Genomic DNA, 18,119 nt, shown 5'->3' with positions numbered 1-18,119 from the left:
CATGTCATCCGAAGAGTTCCCCCCGGTCCTCGGCGGCTTCGACCTGTCGGACCGGAGCAGATACGCCGAGGGCTTCCCGCACGACGTCTTCACGAGGTTGCGCCGGGAGGAGGGCATCCTGTTCCACCCGCCCGGCAAGACCGCCGACGGCGAGGGTTTCTGGGTGCTGAGCCGCTACGAGGACATGGTCGCCGCCGCGCACGACCCGGTCTTCTCCTCCCAAGGAGGCGGCGGCCGCACCGGCGGCGGCACGCACATCGACGACCTCGCCCCCGGGGTGCACGCCGGGACGCTGCTCAACATGATGGACGACCCGCGCCACCAGCTGATCAAGGACCAGGTCCGGCCGGGCGCGACGGGCGACACGCTGGCGGCCGTCGAACCCGAGCTGCGCGCCCTGGCCGACTCCGTGGTGGCCGACGCGGTGGCCAAGGGCGAGGGCGAGCTGATCGGCGACATCGCCGGGCAGTTCGCGATCAAGTCGGCGCTGCGGCTGCTCGGCGCGCCCCGCCAGGACTGGGACGCGCTGCTGGGGTGGGTGGACGTCAGCACCGGCTTCGACGACCGGGAGGCGGGCGAGGACAACGAGCGCTCGCAGATGGCCCGGCTGGCGCTCTACCAGTACGGCACGGGCGTGCTGAAGGGCAAGCAGGCGGCCCCGGAGGCCGACCTGATGTCGGCCGTGGGCCGGGCGGAGATCCCGGCCGGCTCCGGCCAGCCGCCGCTGGGCCAGTACGAGCGTGAGGTGTTCTTCAACCTGACGCTCGGCGCCGGCACCGAGCCGCCGCGCAACGCGATCGCGCTGGGCCTGCTCGCCCTCGCCGAGCACCCCGACCAGTGGGAGGCGCTCCGCGCCGACCGCTCCCTGCTGCCCGGGGCCATCGAGGAGATCCTGCGGTGGGCCTCGCCCACGCCGTACAACCGGCGGACGGCCACCCGGGACGTGGAGTTCCGCGGCGCGAAGATCAAGGCCGGGGACAAGGTGACCTTCTGGTGGGCGTCGGCCAACCGGGACGAGACCGTGTTCGACGACCCGTTCACCTTCGACATCCGCCGCGCGCACAACCCGCACCTCGCCTTCGGCTTCGGGAGTCACAGCTGCATGGGCGAGCAGATGGGACGGCTCGACGTCCGGCTCGTCCTGGAGGCCCTGCTCGACCGGGTGGAGCGGATCCGGCTCACCGGCCCCGTCGAGTGGGCCAAGGACAACAAGCACACCGTGATCCTGCGGATGCCGGTGGCCTACGAGGGCGTGAGCGCCGTGCCCGCGCCCGCCGCGGCGGAGCTGCCGCCCTCGTCCCTGCCGCAGCAGGCCGGGCAGTACATCATCTCGCAGATGCTGCCGTTCAACCCGTTCGACCCGGCCTTCCGCGACGACCCGTACCCGATCTACCGGCGGATCGCGGAGAAGGGGCCCGTGGTGCGCACCCCGGCGGGCACCGTGGTCGTGACCGGGCACGCCGAGGTCACCGAGGCGCTCGCCGACCCCCGCAACGGCTGGGGTGACGGCCACCTCGTGGCCGACCACTTCGCCAAGGACGCCGAGGGCAACCCGGTACGGCAGTTCGCCTTCATGGACCCGCCCGACCACACCCGGCTCCGGGGCCTGGTGAGCAAGGCGTTCACCGCCAAGGTGGTGGAGGGGCTGCGGCCCAGGGCCGAGCAGCTGGTCGCCGAGCTGGTCGCCGAGGCCCGCGAGGCCGGGACGACGGGCCCCGTCGACCTCATGAAGGCGGTCGCCCACCCGCTGCCCAGCATCCTGCTTGCCGAGCTGATGGGCGTCCCGGCCGACAACCTGGAGGAGTTCCGCGCCTGGTCCACCGCCATCGGGCGCGGCCTCGACCCGGACTTCGTGCTCACCCGCGACCAGGTGGGCCAGCGCCAGGGCGGGCGGGAGCGGTTCAACCGCTACTTCGCGGGACTGGCCGCCCAGCGGCGCGCCGAGCCCGCGGACGACCTGATCAGCGCGCTGGTGGCCGCGGAGCAGGAGGGCGACAAGCTCACCGAGAGCGAGCTGGTCACCACCTGCACCCTGCTGATCAGCGCGGGGTACGCGCTCACCGTGCACCTCATCGGCAACGGCGTGCTCGCCCTGCTGCGCAACCCCGGCCAGCTCGCCTGGCTGCGCGACAACCCGGGGGAGGTCGCCGGGGCGGTGGAGGAGCTGCTCCGCTTCGACGGGCCGACCCAGATGATCTCCCGGCTGGTGCTGGAGGACACCCGGGTCGGGGACACCCCGGTCAAGGCGGGGGAGACCCTGCTGCTCGTGCTCGGCGGGGCCTCCCGCGACCCCAGGGTCTACGAGAACCCGGACGAGCTGGACCTGACCCGGCGCTCCGGGGCGCGCAACCTCGGCTTCGGCCACGGCATCCACTACTGCATCGGCGCGCCGCTGGCGAGGGTGACCGCCCAGGTGGCGGTGGGCGCGCTGGCGCGGCTCGACATGCGGCTCGCCGAGGAGAACCCGGCGCGCAACGAGGGCATGGTGGTACGCGGGCTGGCCGAGCTCCCCGTCGTCCTGAAGTGATCATGGAGTGAGCGTGAAGCGGCCCTGTCCCGTCCTCGCCGTGTACGGCGAGGACGGGACAGGGCCGGGGCGTGGCTAGATCGGGAAGTGGCCGCGGCGGATCCGCCAGTGGCGGCCGGACTTCAGGTGGTCGACGATCGCGCGCTGGAGCACGGTACGGCGCGGCAGCTCGTCGAGCGGCGTGGTCAGGCTGCGGAACACGAACCGCAGCACCTCGACGTCGGCGTCCAGCCCTTCCGGCTCCTCGTAGGGCTCCAGCTCGAACCTCCGCTGGAACCGGACGATGTTGGAGTCCTCGGGCAGGTACTCCAGCAGCTGCGGGTCGAGCAGCCACGAGCCGCAGGAGAACGCCGAGTAGCGTTCGCCGGGAAAGTGACGCGGGAAGAACGCGCGGGCCTCGTCGAGCGACGCCGCGACCGCCTCCGGGGTCATCGGCCCCGACTCGGGGATGTGCAGGTCGATGGTGGCGCCGCCACGGTGGTACTGCAACCGGCCCAGCTCGTAGATGGCGCCGCGCGCGTGCAGCGTCAGCCAGCTCTGCATGACCGGCCAGCCCTCGCGGCGCATCCGCCGGTCGACCGCGAGGTTGCGGCCCAGGTCCGCGAGGGTCGCCCACGACACGGCGTCGGCGACGCCGTGGTCGCGGTGGTACTCGATGACGACGCCGGTCAGGGCCAGGTACGCGTACACGTAGAGATGCCGCCAGGCGGGCCCCCGTTCGCGCGGCAGCTCCGGACCGGGCGGCAGCCAGCCGTGGCCCCCGAGATCGGCGCGGACCAGGGCGATCGAGCGGTCGAGCAGCCAGCGCAGCTCCGGGGTCCACAGCGGGGAACCGGGGTCGGGCCAGCCCGCCATGATCTCGGCGGCGTCGTCCGGCGGCACCGCGAGCCGGTCGAGGATCGCGGGCGCGTCGGCCTTGGCGGGCAGCGGGGCCGACGGCCGGTCACCGGCGAGCCGGTGCACGCGGTCGACGTCGTCGAGGGGCACCCCGAGCCGGGCGGCGGTGGCGTCCAGATCCACGCGGACGATCCTACCGGCCCGCGCGAAGACCGGCGGCGAGAGGGCGGTGGCGAGGGGCCGCGGCCCGGGGAGCTCCACCTCGGCAACCGATGCGGACTGAGGCGGACCGAGGCGGTCTGAGATGACCAAGGCGGACCGAGGCAGACCAGGCGGGCCAGGCCGAACCGATGCGGACCGAGGTGGGCCAAGGCGGACCAAGGCGGACCGAGACGGACTGAGGCGGACCAAGGCGGGCCAGGCGGACCGAAGCGAACCGAAGCGGAGCACGCCGCGCTCACGTTGCTCGCGTTGAGTATGGGGATACTCATGGCTTTTGCCGGTCCATGGCAGACGCTGAGGCAACTTTCCCGAATATGCCGAGGTGTCCCATGACCATCACAACGACGAGACGGCGGCCGATCGCCCTCTCGCTCGCCGTAGTGTTGCTGGCCGCGCTGTTACCGATGCTGACCGCCCTGCCCGCCGCGGCCGCCACGACCATCTCGGTGACGTTCAGCATCGACTACTTCCAGCGGTTCGAGATCCCCGACGACGGGATCGCCGAGGAAGGGGAGTTCCTGCCCGAGGTCAGGATCGGGGACGCCGCCGGGACCCAGCGCAGGGCACCCGTGGCGGACGACGTGTTCCGGCCGAGCCAGGCGCACTTCGGCGACCAGAAGTGGGTGTTCACCCAGAACGTCACCCTGCAGGACGACCAGACGAAGATCCCGGTCCTCGTCCGCATCTGGGACGACGACGACACCGGCGGCCTCGGCGACGACAGGATGGACGTCTCGCCGGCCAACCGCGACGTCGAGCTCAACGTCGAGTACGACCTGGTCACCGGCGGCTGGTCGGGTGACGGGGTCGAGCCGGCCGCGCCGTGTGACAACGATCCCGAGCTGGGACAGACCTGCGCGAAGGGCGACGGCGACTCGAACTTCCCCGAGTTCGGCGACGGCAAGGAGGTCAGGATCGGCTTCAGCCTCGAACACTCGCCCCTCGTCGACCGGGACCAGGACGGCATCCCCGACCTGGTCGAGCGCTTCGGCGTCAAGGACGTGAACGGCGCGATGATCGCCGATCTCGCCCGGCTCGGCGCGGACCCCTGCCGCAGGTCGGTCGTCGTCCAGCTCGACTACATGACCGGGGCCGCGAACGGCCACTCGCACCAGCCCAAGCAGGCCGCCGTCGACGAGGTCGTGAACGCCTTCGACGTGGCGGAACTGCCGAACACGGCCGCGTCGTCCTGCCCCTATCCGGGCGTGCACAAGCCCAAGGGCATCGACTTCGTCCACGTGCCCGGCAGCCCGGTCACCGAGCAGCCGACCATGACCGAGGACGACGCCGCCTTCGCGACGGCGCGACGGAACAACCTGCACCACCGGCTGCGCCCCTATGCCCACTACGCGATCCTCGCGCACGACCTGCAGAACGCCAGCAGGACCTCGGGCCGCTGCTGCTCCGACGTGAAGGACTTCGTCGTCACGCTCGGGTCCTGGCGGCTGGCGGGCGTGTCGGCCGGGGCGAACGGCGTCCTGGAGACGACGCCCTCCGGCGACGACGTGGTCGGCCGCGGCAGCGAGATCACCCCGGGCCCCGACGGGAACCTCGACTCCGTCCCGGCGGGCAACGACGTGATGACCGGCACGTCGATCTTCCCCGGCCCCGGCGGCGTCCTGGAGACGGTCCGCGCGGGCGACGACGTGGAGCTCGGCATGACCGTCGAGGTGGGCCCCGACCGCGACATCGACACCACGGCGAACACCACGTTCCCGGCCGACGACGAGCAGCTCTACGACATCGGGACCGGTTCGGAGTACGCCCAGGTCGGGACCAGGCGCGACCAGGCGGGCACGATCATGCACGAGCTGGGGCACGCGCTGGGCCTGGAGCACGGCGGCGACGAGAAGACGAACAACAAGCCGAACTACCTCAGCGTGATGAACTACAACTTCGACCCCGGCGGCATCCCGATCGCGCCGCCCGCCGCCCGGCTCAGGGACAACATCGACATCACCTCCGCGCAGCGCCGCCTCGACTACTCCAACGTCTCGCTGCCCCCGCTGAACAAGGCGAGCCTGGACGAGTCCGCCGGGATCGGCGACGGCACCGACTTCACGTTCTGGACGGACCCGGCCGGCCGCTACCGCGTCGGCCGGGGCAACGGGCCGCTCAACTGGAACTGGAACCTCACCCCGGCGGGAACGCCGATCTTCGACACCGGCACGGTGGCCGTCGACGTCAACGCCGACGACGACGCGCCGGCCCCGCGCAGGACCACGCTCTTCGGCTTCCGTGACTGGAACAACCTCAAGTACCGCGCGGGCACCCTGTCCGACGGCACGGCGAACACCGACCACGGACTCGAGATCGACTTCACCGGGGTCATGCGGCGGGAGATCGAGTTCTTCCGCTTCTACGACCCCGACCTCGCCGTCTCGAAAACCGTCGACCGGGCCGACGCCCTGCCCGGCGACACCCTCGCCTACCGCGTGAAGACGGACAACATCGGCACGGGCGCCGCCACCTCGATCGAGCTGACCGACACCCTGCCCGACGGCACCACGGCGACCAGGACGACCCCCTACCTCGACGCGTCCAGATCGGCGACCGAGACCTTCGGCCACCGCGTCCCGTGCGACACCGCCGACAGGACCGTCCTGACCAACAGGGCGGCGGTGACCGCGAAGGACGCCGGCGGCGACCCCGAGGTGAACACGGCGAACAACACCGCGACGGCCACGACCACCGTGCACGCCCCCAAACTCGCCCTGACCAGGAGCGCGCCGCGGACCGTCAACGCCGGTGAGGCCATGACGATCGACCTGACGGTGACCAACTCCGGCAGCGCCACCGCCACCGGCGTGACCCTCACCGACACCCTCCCCGCCGAGGTTTACTACAACCAGGCCCTCGACAGGGGAACCGGTCCCAGACCCTCGTCCGTGACCGCCAATCCCAACGGCACGACCACGCTGAACTGGTCCCTCGGCACGCTCGACGGCGGCCAGAGCCGCAGGATCCAGTTCACCGCGCGGCCCGGCCTGCTCTTCGCCGGCGGCAGCACGATCTCCGGCACCGCCGTCACCGCGTACCGGAACGCGAACGGGTGCGTCTACCCGCCGGTGAGCGCCACGGCCTCCACCGAGATCACCGAGGTCACCCCGACCCGCAACCCCTGGCCGCAGCTCACCTGGCAGTTGCACGGCGACCGGCAGAGCGCCGAACTCCTGGCCCGTGTCCAGGCGACCGACACCCGCTTCGACGGAGCCGACGGCTCGGCCCCCGACGGGGTCCTCACCCGCGCCGAGGTGAGGGACGTCTTCGGCCTCTCGCTCAGCCAGTCGCAGCTCCTGCGGGCCCAGCTGCTGACGACCTACCTCAACCTCGCCGACCGGCGCGTCAACGCCACCACGAGGATCGTCTCGCTGGTGGCGGCCAGGCTGGACCTCCGCTCCGTGGGCCAGGCCGTGCGCCACGCCCACGCCACCCTCAGGCTCCCCGACAACCTCGCCAACCTGCTCAGGTACGGCGAGGCGAAGACCGTGCTGACCGAGATCAATCTCAACCTCAGCGAACGCTACTGACCCCCGGCCCCGGCATCCCGATCGCCCGGTGCCCGTCCAGATCTCCTGGACGGGCACCGGGCGACGTTCCGCGACAGACGTTCCGCGGCAGGCGTTCCGCAGAAGCAGCAGGCGTTCCGCGGCAGACGTTCCACAGAAGCGGCAGACGTTCCGCGGCAGGCGTTCCGAAGCGAGCGTTCCACGGCGGGCGTTTACCGTGGGCGTCCGGCGGGCCGGGTCCGGGGCTTCGCCGCCGTCAGCGGCCGAGGGCCCGGTCGACGAGCTCGCGCAGCCGCTTCGCCTCCTCGGAGTCGCCGATCCGGCCGAGCTTCAGCTTCCCGGCGATGGGCGCGAACCACCAGGCGGGGAGGACCACCGCCGCGCGGCCCAGCGCCGCGAGGGTGGCGGGGGTGTCGTCGAGGTCCCTTCCCTGCACCAGCGAGAACAGCTCGCCGGCGAGGTAGCGCTGGGTCTCGATCGTGACGCGGCCCGCCGGCCTCGCGAAGAACTCGACGAGCAGCGGCACCACGCTGCCCTTGGGCCGCACGTTCTGGACCGCGAACGCGCAGTACGAGGCCACGATGCTGTTCCGGTACCGCGCGATGTCGGCGTCCTCGGTGTTCGGGACGCGGGCCAGCGCCTCCAGGTGCTCGTTCACCGTCCCGAGCGTGAGCGCGGCGAGATCGACCTGCGTCTTGCCCGGCCCCTTCGCGCCCGGGGGCGTGCTGGCCGCCAGGTGGCCGAACGCGTAGAAGCACTCGACCATCGTCTCCTTCGACTCGTGGCCGGGATTGATGCGCGCGTACGGCCCCGGGATGCCGCCGACGTACGACGTCCGCAGGAACGAGAAGCTGTCGCGCCGATCGATCATGACGAGGTTCCTGAACAGGTCGTCGACCTTGCCGGTGGGCGTCCCGCGCAGGAGCAGCGGGATGCCCTCCACGTACGAGGACCCCTGCCTGCGGTCCGACCGGTCGATCGGCCAGCAGAACTCGTCCACGAACCTGGCGTTCCCGGCGGCGCTGCGCACCAGCGCCAGCTCGTCGCGATGACCGTGCCTGAGCATGTGGATCACGAGCTGCGCCTCGTCGTGCCGGGCGAGATCGAGGTCGAGGTCCTGCAGCAGCGCCTCGGACCGCGCGAACGCGGACGCGAGATTGCCCTTCATCGACAGCATCGTGAGATCGCCGGCGGCCACCTTGCCGGTGCCGAACGAGGCGTACTTCTGGAAGCTCTTGCACAGGAAGACCTCCAGCCTGCCGTCGGCGACGGCGTCCTTCAGGCCGGAGAGCACGACGTCGAGCTGGGTCTGGTCGCCGGGCGACTTGGGCGTGACCTCGATGGTGGTGTCGAGGATCAGCGCGAACGGCGCGTCACCCTTCTTGTGCGTCTCCAGGCCCTTCAGCACGTCGACCACGAGTTTGGCCGCCGACGGCGCGTCGAAGGGCGTGCTCGGGTTCAGCGCCGCGATCAGGACGTCCTCGCTCGGCGCCGCCGTCTCGCCCTTCTTGAGCTTGCCGAGCAGCAGCCCGGTCTCGAAGTAGTCGATCTCCTCGGTGGGACGCGAGACCTGGTCGTGGCCCCGCGACGACAGCGCGATCCACAGTGCCGTCCCGAGCGAGTCCATGCCGCTCGACATGAGGTGGCTGTCGAGCTGGATCCGCTTGTCGACCAGCGGCGCGATGCCCGGCGCCCGCTCCAGCAGGACCTGCCGCATCGTCTCCCGGTAGTCGGTCCACGTGTAGTTCTTGGCCGTGGCGACCACGATGCCGATCTCGTCCATCATGAGGTCGACCGCGCGCATCGCCACCGACGGGTTCTCCTCGTTCTCCACGACGATGTCGAGGAGCCGGCTCAGCGAGCCCAGGGCGTTGGCGGTCAGCGCGTCGAAGCGATCCGGGCCGAGCTCGTCGGTGAGGCCCAGCACGAGGTGCTCGACCATGGCGCACACCGGCGCCAGCCCGCCCTTGCCGCGCGCGATCTCCTGCAGGCGGGAGAACGGGCTGCAGGTGATGAGCTCCACGAGGTCGGCCCGCGTGTCGACCGTGAAGTCCGTCGGGGGCGGGTTCTTGCCCATGTCCATGAGCTCGTAGAGCTGGTACGCCGACGGCGTCGCGCCGAGCTCCTCCAGGATGACGTCCCACGCGACGCCGGTGTGCTTGTCGGTGCCGCTCAGCACGCTGATGCCCGACGTCCCGGAGAGTGGCGTGATCTTGAGCCCGGACAGCACCTCCGGGCCCACCATCATCCCGAGCTTGCGCAGCACGCGCGGGCTGTTGACCAGGAGGTCGCTCGGCCCCGGCTTCCCGCTCACCCGCAGCTTGTTCAGGAAGTCCTTCAGGGTGTCGCGGAAGTTCGTGCGCCAGTAGGTGGCCGCGAGCTGGTTCTGGGTCGACAGGCCGCCCTTGTCGAGGCGCTGGGTCTTCGCCGCGCGGAAACCGATCTGCTCGACGATGTGCTCCTGCGTCGTGTCCGCCACCTTCGGCCCCAGCTCGGCGCGGCGCTCCTTCGAGTACGCCGCCTTGCCGCCGATGGAGTTGACGAGCTCCAGCGCCTCCAGGAGGTGGCCCACCGACGAGGCGTCGCGCACGTCGTCGGTGCGCCGCTCCAGCTCGACCAGGTCGACGGTGACCTTGCCCGCCGCGGCGAGGTCGAGCGCCTCGAACTTCTGCCGGTCGCGGCCGTGCGGGGTCGTCGCGGGGACTTCCTGGAGCTTCTTCGGCGGCAGGAGGTCGAGGCTGTGCAGCACGTTCCCGCTCTGCGGCACCGGCTGCTCCTTCGGCGTCTCCAGCGTCGAGTGGGCGAGACGGACCGCGGCGGTCGCCTTCAGGAAGCCGCGGGCGACGTCGCCGCTGAGCCGGGACGCGACGAGCCGGGACATCGCGCTGCGCTCGCCCGCCGAGCGCTTGGCCAGCGCCTCGGCGACGAGCCGCATGGACGCGAGCGCGTCGGTCAGGCTCATGTCCTCTTCCAGCGCCTTCGCCACCGCCCCGGCGGTGGTCGCGTCGGGCTTCGCGACGAACGCCTGCCAGCCCTTCGGCAACGCCACGGGAGTGGTGGCCTGCGTTTTCTGCTGGGTGCCGGTGGTGGAGGCCGAATCGGAGTGCGACATTGTGATCCTTCTTCTTCCGGGAAAGGTGGAAGCGATCTATCGGGGAGAGGTGGAAACGATTCGCGTCCCACCGCGATGCCTTTCCGCGTGGATTCCCACGGAACTCCCGAAGCCTCCACCCCGGTAATCAAGAAGGAATTGCAGGACGATTTACATGTCCTTTTTGTCGCGAATATCCTTGCCTGCCGGGCGGGCCGTCCGGGGAGGACGTCCGGACGCGGCGGGCATGGGCGTCAGCCGAACCGGTTCCACCGGACCCGGGGGGTGCCGGGTGACACGGCCGCCCGTACCTCGTCCACCAGGACGGCCGCGTCGGCGACGACCCGCTCGATCCGCTCCGCCGACTCGCCGACGTGACCGAGCAGCCTCCGCGCCCGCGCCGCGAAGTCCCGCGGGGCGACGGGCAGTCGGCCGGCCGAGGCCACCATGCCCTTCTCGTTGATCAGCCATTCGCCCGCGTGGCCGTGCAGGGCCTGGCAGGCGACGCCGACGGCGCGGAACAGGCAGCCGGACGCGTAGGCGGGGTCGGTGCCGGCCGCACCGTACCGGGCCAGTGCCACGGAGAAGTCCGCCTCCCACAGGCCGCCCACGAGCGCGGCGCCCAGCGCCGCGGGGTAGACGCGGGTACGTTCCCGCAGGTCGGCGAGCTCGCCGGTGGGATCGGCCAGCACCCGGCACAGGGCCACCTCACCGGCGTAGGCGTGGGAGTAGAAGCCCAGCGGATGCCCGGCCTGGACGCCGACCTCGTAGCGGCCCTCCCGGCAGGCGGCCCAGACCCGGTGGACGCGGTCCAGGTCACGGTAGATCCAGTCGACCTGCCGGCCGCCGACGGTGAGCCAGCCGCCGCCGTCGACCCAGGGGCCCCAGCCACCCGGCTCGGTCAGCTCGACCGGCTCCCCGGTCTCCCGCGCGGCCAGCGCCCGCAGCGCCGTCACGTCCAGGTCGCCCCGGTAGTACAGCCCCAGATCGATGTCCGAGTCCGGGCGGTGCGTGCCACGGGCCCGGCTGCCGCCGAGCACCACCGCGACCACCCCGTGGACCTGTGCCAGCCGCTGCGCGAGCGCCTCCAGCGCCGTGTCGTCCATGTCGTCCATGGGGACGTATTCGACCACACAGCGGAAGGGCCCCTCCACCGGAATCGGTGGAGGGGCCCTGGGGCCAGGGGATCAACCCGGGAAGCCCGGGAGGATCACCGGGGGATCAGCCCGGGGGGAAGTTGCCGTTCTTGGCGACCGGCAGGGCGATCTGGCTGGCGCCGCTGAGGACGGCCTGCTCGATCGGGAGACCGGCGAGGACGGGGTTGATGTGCCGCAGGGTGAGCGAGACCGCGGGCAGGGCCGGGGTGGAGAGGTCGAACTTCTCCAGGTCGATCCACCGGACGACCTTGAGCACCTCGTCCGGGATGACGTCACCGGCCTTCTGCACCGGCACGCACAGCTGGCGGGCGTTGAGGACCACCGCGCCGTGCGTCGGGATGATCGGGGTCAGGACGGGGTTGAGCTGGCGCAGGGACAGCTGCTGGTTCAGCGGGGTGTTGGGGGTGATGCCGTAGCACTTGAGGTCGATGTGGCGGACGAGCGACAGCACCTCGGCGGGCGGGAGCACGTTGTTCTTGATGACCGGCACGCACAGCTGCTGCGGGGTGTTCAGGGAGACCTGCGTGCGCGGCAGGCTCTGGAACAGCGGGTTGAGGTGGCTGAGCACGAGGCCCGTGGTCACCGTGGTGCCGGAGATCCTGTAGCAGGCCAGGTCGATGAACCTGATGAAGTTGAGCGCGGACGACGGCGGCAGCTGGTTGTTCTTGGCGACCGGGACGCACAGCTGCTCGCGCGGGCCGAGGGTGACGGTCTCGATCGGCAGGTTGCCGAGCACCGGGTTGATGTGCCGCAGCGTGAGCGTGGTGGCGGGCGGCTGGTACGGGCTGGTCTTGAAGCATTCGAGGTCGAGGAAAGCGGTCAGATCCTTCGGCGTCGGCAGCGCGAGGGCGCTGGCGGGCGGCACGCAGAGGAACGCCACGGAGAGGATCGCGGCGGCGGCGGCCGTGAGGCGCCGGAGCATCGTTTTCCTGCGCCCGCGAATTCCGGTTACGGATCGGTCCATTGTGGCTCCAAAGGCTGGGGGGTGGGCCTTCTCCACGCCGAGTGTGTGCCGCCACAGCCGGACTTTCAATATAAATGTCAATTTTTTGTCACATACAAAATTCGGGCCGACGGGCCGAGGAGTTACCACCAGGCATAAAAGCACCGCCGGTTCGCCGGTAATCGAAATGTGATGGTTTTATCGAAAAGACGGCAAGCCGACGGCCCAGGTCATTGGAAAGGCGCACCGAGGTAAGTTGACACGAGAACAGGATTCCGATAAACAGCGATCGGTCAGGACCTGTCGCCCCGACCGTAGGTCCTCGTCACTGCCTCGCCCTGCCGTCGGACCGCGCCCTGGTCCAGTCCGGCCCGCCCCGGGTGCACCCGACACCCGCCGCCGACGAACGATGCCGAACCGCGGACGATGACCCGCTCGCCATTGAGGTCGACGTCGGTCCAGCGCGGGTGTCGTCGGCTCGCCTCTTCGGCCGTCACCCGACGAATGATCCTTCGAAGGCAGGGGCCCAGCTTCGCGCCTTTCACGAGCCGACCTGACAGGCCCGGCGGAAAATCATGCTCGCCGACACTCTCAGGAGAGTGTCGGCGACCGGCGTCACGTCGAGGTTTCTCACCTCGACGTTTGTGGGGATCGCCATCCGGTTCGCTCGAATGCCGACCGACCCCATCTGAAGATTTCTGGTCAGCCTCCGATTGTCCATCTTGTGCCGTAACAGATCGGCGGACCATATGTGTAAGACTTTCCTGTCTTCGTGCTGGTCGCCACGAGGACGTCGGTCGCCTCAGGCTGATGGCACATGGAGTCCGGCAGGCTGATGCCGACGTCCTCTCCCGGAGCGAGGACGGCGAAGGACCCCTTGTTAAGCTTCCCCTTCACCGTGACGGTTTCTTGCGTGGCGTTGATGATGATGAATTGTTCTCCATCGCGAGGCGTACCGCAGGCGCTGAGGAGGAGCGCGGTGACCGTCGTCAGTCCTATGAGACGAACACCGGTCAGAGTAGCCGTCGTGAACGACGTCGAATTCCGGATGCCCATGGCGACCTCCTTGAGGGACTTCGCCATCAGGCGCGATAGCGGATCGGCTTCGTCTGCTGGTCATAGGGGGCGAGGAGTCAGCGAACAGGTGGTGCCGGGAATCGGACGGCCGTCGTCCCGGTGGGTGGGGCAGTAAGTTCGCTGCCCGGAAGGCCCTGCTCCCAACGCCGGACTGCCGCCCTTGATGTGGGGTGAAAGGCGTGACGGGCCCGTCGAGAGGGAAACGAGAACGGGAGGCCGTCATGGTCGCCAGCGCATCTCGCGCGTTCACGACGGCCTCCCGGTGTCACGGGTTTTTCCAGTCAGAGTCTATGACCACGATTCCTACTGGACGGTGGCACAGGTCGGGTTGGATTTGTTTCCCTCACCGCTGAGGTTTTCCGCGGCGACCTGGAAGCAGTAGTACTGTCCTCCTGGCAGGGGGTACATGGGAGCGCTGCGCTGGTCGGCTCCCCACGGACCAAGCCTTACGGGAGTTTGGGACCCGGTCCAGTAATAGATGTAGTAGTACACGGCACTGCTGGGGAAGGTGACCCCGTTCCAAGCCACGTTGAGCTTGTAGGGGCCCGCTGGGGTGGCGGTGACGCCGGTCGGAGCAGCCGGCTTGGCCAATTTGATCACACCGCTGGCGGTGTTCGACTTGGTGGCGGCCAACTCGGGATGACTTCCGCTGGCGTAGGGCACGACATACCACTCGAATCGGTGCCCGTGATTGGCGGCACCATCGAGTGGTGCCAGATCGGCGTTGGGTTTCGTTGTCCAGATATCGAACTTTTTCCAGCTCTGGCCTGCGGTGGCGTCGCGCTGGTAGATCCAATACCAGACGCCCATGCCGACATCGTCCCAGTTCAGTTTGGCGTTGGCCAATGGCTGGACGGCAGCGGTCAGGCCGCTGCCCTGCAGGTCCTGGATCCGCGGACAGCCGGCGTTGCTCTTCTGCGGCTCGACGGTGTTGTCGTACCAGGAATTGTCCGGAGCCGCCGCCACGGCAGCCAGGGTCTTGGCGGCCTCCTGTGCGCTGGTTCGCGGGATCTTGCCATCCGGCGGCGGAGCGGGGGCGTTGGGCGGACGCCCGGTGTCGGTGAAGGCGGGCGGGTGGATACCGCGGCCCCCGGTGGAGTCGGCGGGCGCCGACCCGGGTTCGGCCATCGCCGGCGCCGCGGCCTTGAAGGAGGTCGGGGAGAAGAAGGCGGTGACGGGAACGTCGATGAACTTGGGCCGGTAGGTGTCGGCGTTGTAGTCCGTCAACGGTCGGCAGCCGATGTTCACCGCGTTGGTGTTGACGTTGTACGAGATGACGATCTTGCTCGGATCCGACGACAGCCCCTCATGGACGCGTGCCTCGTACACCATGGAGAAGTTGGGGCTGACATGGCGCTCCGGCGGGTCGTACAGTTTGATCCGGTTGTTGGTGAATCCCCACGGGGTTGTGGATGGGTTGGCGACGATCTGCCCTGGAGTGACGTGCGGATCGGCATGGTGAACCAACCAGAACCGGTTGTTGAGGTCGATGACGCTGAATCCCGCCTCTGCCAGCACCCCCAGAGGCCGAGAGGCGGAACACGAGGTACCCCACTGGGGATTTCCCGAACTATCGGTTCCGGTGAAATAACGCCAGAGGGACTGATCGGTCAGGTCCAACGTGGCCGGGACACGTGCCAGAAAGATTCGCTTGCCGAGTGCCGTTTTGGATTCGTGGCCATAGATATAGGTATAACCGCCCTGCTCCACCAGGGCCGTTCCCCAGATGATCGGATCGGGGGCGGAGACGAAGCAGTCGGCCAGCGCGGTCGGGGTTTTCCTGATGACGGTGTTGTTGTCCAGCTCGCTGTTGGGGAAGATCGCGTACGCGCCACGGGTGTCCACACCGCCCAGGCCCCTGTAATAGAACTTCACGACTCTGTCGCCGTTGACCTTGGCGTCGCCGGTCCAGTACTGCGAGCCGTTTCCGACCGGGGTGTGAGCGTAGCGGGACCAGAAGTCGACTGACTGATCGGTTTCCTTACACGTGTTCCCCCCGGTGATCGTCCGCAGAGCGGAGCCGTTCTGGATGACGATCGAGTTACGCAGGAAGCTGGTCTCGAATCCCCCCGGCCGCTTGCTGGGGTGGTTGAGGAAGGTGTCGGAGAAGAACCAGGCCCGCTTGCCCGACGGCAACCGCACGGACTGGGTGGCGTCGCCTCCGCTCCAGTCCGCGCATCCGGCGTTGTCCCCGTAGTTCTTGAACATGTTGGTCAGGGTGGAGTTGACCTGCACGCCCGTTTCGGTGGACATCGAGGCTGACCACGTCACCTGCTGCGCGGCGGTTCCGCTCTGCGCGTTGCCGCTGTCGGCATAGGTGTCGACCCGCGGCATGATCAGAGTGGCGATCTCCGTGGAGGAGATGGACAGTGACGCCGATCCACCGGCATCGGTCCGGACCCAGCGCGACGGTGACATCGTCGGCGCTCCCGAGCTTTTCGGCCAGACGACCAGTAACGGCCGAACATCCCCGTATGGAATGTTGTCCTGGACGTTGACTCGAACCGTGACTCGGCCCGATCCGCTCGTGGGCGGTGTCAGTTCAACATATGACGTACCACCCGGATGGATGAGCACCAGGCCGTTGGTCGACCCACCCCAGCTCAAGGACCTCTCGGCCGACCGTTTGGGCCTCGAGGCTAAGCTTCCCGGGAGAAAATTGCGCCAGGTGGTGGAAGCGTCTGGGTCGGCGTAGCCGTCGGCCGCCCCCAGAAATCCGCTCAAGTTCGTCGTCTTGTTGGTTAGGCGATAATTGGCCACTGCGAAGCCCTGCAGCTCCGTTTTCAGGTTGCGGCCGTAGCCGTTCAGCACCTGTTCAATGGCCTCAAGCGGAAGTTTGCCACTCATCACCTGCCACGTTTGTCGGACGAAGTCGAAAGTGGTCCGTTCGGTCAGGTAGTTCGCCAGGATGAACGCTCCGTACTGCCGCTTGGACGAGGGGCTCCATACTTCCTGCGCCGTGTTCAGAGCCTCGGTCGGCTCGCCCAGGAACAGTGGTAGCGACGAAGCATAGGCGCCGTTGCCCGGCCCGGAGGGGTTGAGTTTTTTGTACAGCTCGTGAGTGGCCCACTCGGCGGTTGCCTCCATCCACCAGTTGATCGAGGTCAGATTGGCGCCCAGTTCCAGGTTGGACAGATGATGGTATTGCACCGCGTGGAACATCTCGTGGTACGGAAGATAGGTGTATTTCCAATCTCGCCGCGTCGAGGAGCCGGAGCTGGGATCGCCGGGGTCAGGAGGCAACAAGATGACCGGACCGTTGGATGACGGGCCTCCGGTCGGGATAGTGACGCCCGGATGGTTGGGGTTGAAGCCGAAGAAATCGAATCCGACGTAGGTGACCACGCTTTGTCCGGTCAATCCGTACCCCCAGGCACGGTACTGTTCCCAGGCCTTGGTGAGGTTGGTGGTCATGGTTTCCACCGCGTCGGGGACGCCGTTGGCGTTGGTGTCCGTGGCCTGCACGCCGTCGGGGCCGCCGATGCCGTCGATGTTGTAGTAGACGTCGAACCGGGTCGTGGTGGTCACGGTGTGCCGACAGTAGAAGGTGCTGTCCAGGAAGGTATGGCCCGCGCCGCATTCCGTCCATGGCGCGGCCGCCGAAGTGGAGGGAAGAGTGGGCGCGGATCGGGCCGGGGCCGGATCGGGTTGTTTGAACATCTCGGCCAGCCAGGCCTTGGTCTCCGGTGAGGCCTGCCGCTCGGCCAGGGACAGCGCGTAGTGAAGTGCTAGACCCGCCTCGTGCGGCACGCCCTCCTTGGCGCGATACTTCGCCGGCACGTTGTCCGGGCCGGCCAGACGCTCGACCGAATGGCGCACGTACTCGTCGATGCCGATCTCGCCGCGATTCCACGCCTGCGACAGCGGATCCTCATCGCCGAAGTCAGGTTTCTGGGCCGCGAGCTTCTTGTGCAGCTCGCTTTCCGGCCGCTCGACCGGCTGATATGGCTTGGGTTGGTCTTCGGGCGGTTTCGGCTGCTGGGGCGCGGTCGATGGAATGGGGGTTGGCGACGATTCCTCAGCCGTTTCGGACAGTGCGGACAACTGCATAGGGCCCGCGAGGAGACCGGCGATCGCCAAGGTCGTGACCCATACCCGGGAACGACTTCTGGTAAGAAACAAAAATCCTCCATCCATCAACAGGGAGTCGCGGATCGCCGGAAAAGCATAGGGAGGGCGATTTGCGTAACAAACTTTTGAGAGCGTTACCGCGCTTGGGTGATCGCCGAACCGGCCGTATCGCCGAAAATTTTGGCAGCGCTATCATGAAGCGCATACGGTGACCTGCCGGCTTGGTGTTCCAATGTCGAGGGCTCCGGAAAGTCACGATGGGGCTTTCCTGGGCAGCAAGAAAGCGGCGTACGAACATAACGCCAGACCTTCGAAGTGTCAGAGGTGACATCCGCGAGTCGCGGACAAGGAAGTCAACGGTCGCGAACGGTGCGTGTTCGCCGGCCTCATCTGGTTATCGTCGGCGGTGACGGTGCGCCCGTTGCACCGGTTGACATTCCATTACCGACGGTGACGTCACCGATTCAACGGGGTGATTGCTCAAGAAATGGGCAAGCTCCCGCGGGGCCTGTTCTCTCCGTTTACTTCCCGGTCCTCCTCTCGTGACGATGCGCTGATCGGCCCACAGCCCTCCGTGTGCGACGCGAATGTCTCCACGTCATCCTTGACGAAGGATCGTGACTGATACCACTGATCTGCAAAATTATCCTAAATAGGATGGCCGCTTGACGGGTACCGAAGCGGC

General features: G+C 68.5%; 8 protein-coding genes. 2 read left to right on the top strand and 6 right to left on the bottom strand.

All coding sequences use genetic code 11. From position 1 onward, the window contains the following. The first annotated feature begins 1 nt into the window (after nt 1). Nucleotides 2–2,527 (top strand): cytochrome P450, encoded by a 2,526-nt coding sequence (locus ABT053_RS37735; protein WP_350975908.1) that lies wholly within the window; start codon nt 2–4, stop codon nt 2,525–2,527. A 75-nt stretch (nt 2,528–2,602) separates the two neighbouring features. Here the strand turns inward: ABT053_RS37735 and ABT053_RS37730 are convergent, their stop codons facing one another. Continuing rightward, the gene (locus tag ABT053_RS37730; protein ID WP_350975906.1) at nt 2,603–3,547 is read right to left on the bottom strand and encodes an acyltransferase domain-containing protein; all 945 of its coding nucleotides are present in this window, start codon (nt 3,545–3,547) and stop codon (nt 2,603–2,605) included. Between the two features lie 368 nt (nt 3,548–3,915). Here ABT053_RS37730 and ABT053_RS37725 point away from each other — a divergent pair, with 368 nt between their 5' ends. Then, on the top strand, nt 3,916–7,116 hold the full coding sequence (locus tag ABT053_RS37725) for a hypothetical protein (protein ID WP_350975905.1): 3,201 nt from the start codon (nt 3,916–3,918) through the stop codon (nt 7,114–7,116). Between the two features lie 235 nt (nt 7,117–7,351). Here ABT053_RS37725 and ABT053_RS37720 read toward each other — a convergent pair whose 3' ends face one another. From ABT053_RS37720 to ABT053_RS37700, 5 genes are all read right to left on the bottom strand, one after another. Then, complete coding sequence (locus ABT053_RS37720) at nt 7,352–10,207, bottom strand: hypothetical protein (RefSeq protein ID WP_350975903.1); 2,856 nt, start codon at nt 10,205–10,207, stop codon at nt 7,352–7,354. A gap of 233 nt (nt 10,208–10,440) precedes the next feature. Further along, nucleotides 10,441–11,301: a nucleotidyltransferase domain-containing protein gene (locus ABT053_RS37715; protein ID WP_350975901.1), complete on the bottom strand. Its 861-nt coding sequence runs from the start codon at nt 11,299–11,301 to the stop codon at nt 10,441–10,443. A 106-nt stretch (nt 11,302–11,407) separates the two neighbouring features. After that, nucleotides 11,408–12,265 (bottom strand): hypothetical protein, encoded by an 858-nt coding sequence (locus ABT053_RS37710; protein ID WP_350975900.1) that lies wholly within the window; start codon nt 12,263–12,265, stop codon nt 11,408–11,410. A 723-nt stretch (nt 12,266–12,988) separates the two neighbouring features. Further along, complete coding sequence (locus tag ABT053_RS37705) at nt 12,989–13,369, bottom strand: hypothetical protein (RefSeq protein WP_350975898.1); 381 nt, start codon at nt 13,367–13,369, stop codon at nt 12,989–12,991. 297 nt (nt 13,370–13,666) lie between these two features. Beyond that, entirely contained in the window at nt 13,667–17,413 is a 3,747-nt protein-coding gene (locus ABT053_RS37700; RefSeq protein ID WP_350975896.1) for a DUF5005 domain-containing protein, read from the bottom strand. Nucleotides 17,414–18,119: the final 706 nt, after the last annotated feature.

It is taken from the genome of Streptosporangium sp. NPDC002524, assembly GCF_040295985.1.
GTDB lineage: Bacteria > Actinomycetota > Actinomycetes > Streptosporangiales > Streptosporangiaceae > Streptosporangium.
This window is presented reverse-complemented; position numbering and strand designations above follow the sequence as displayed.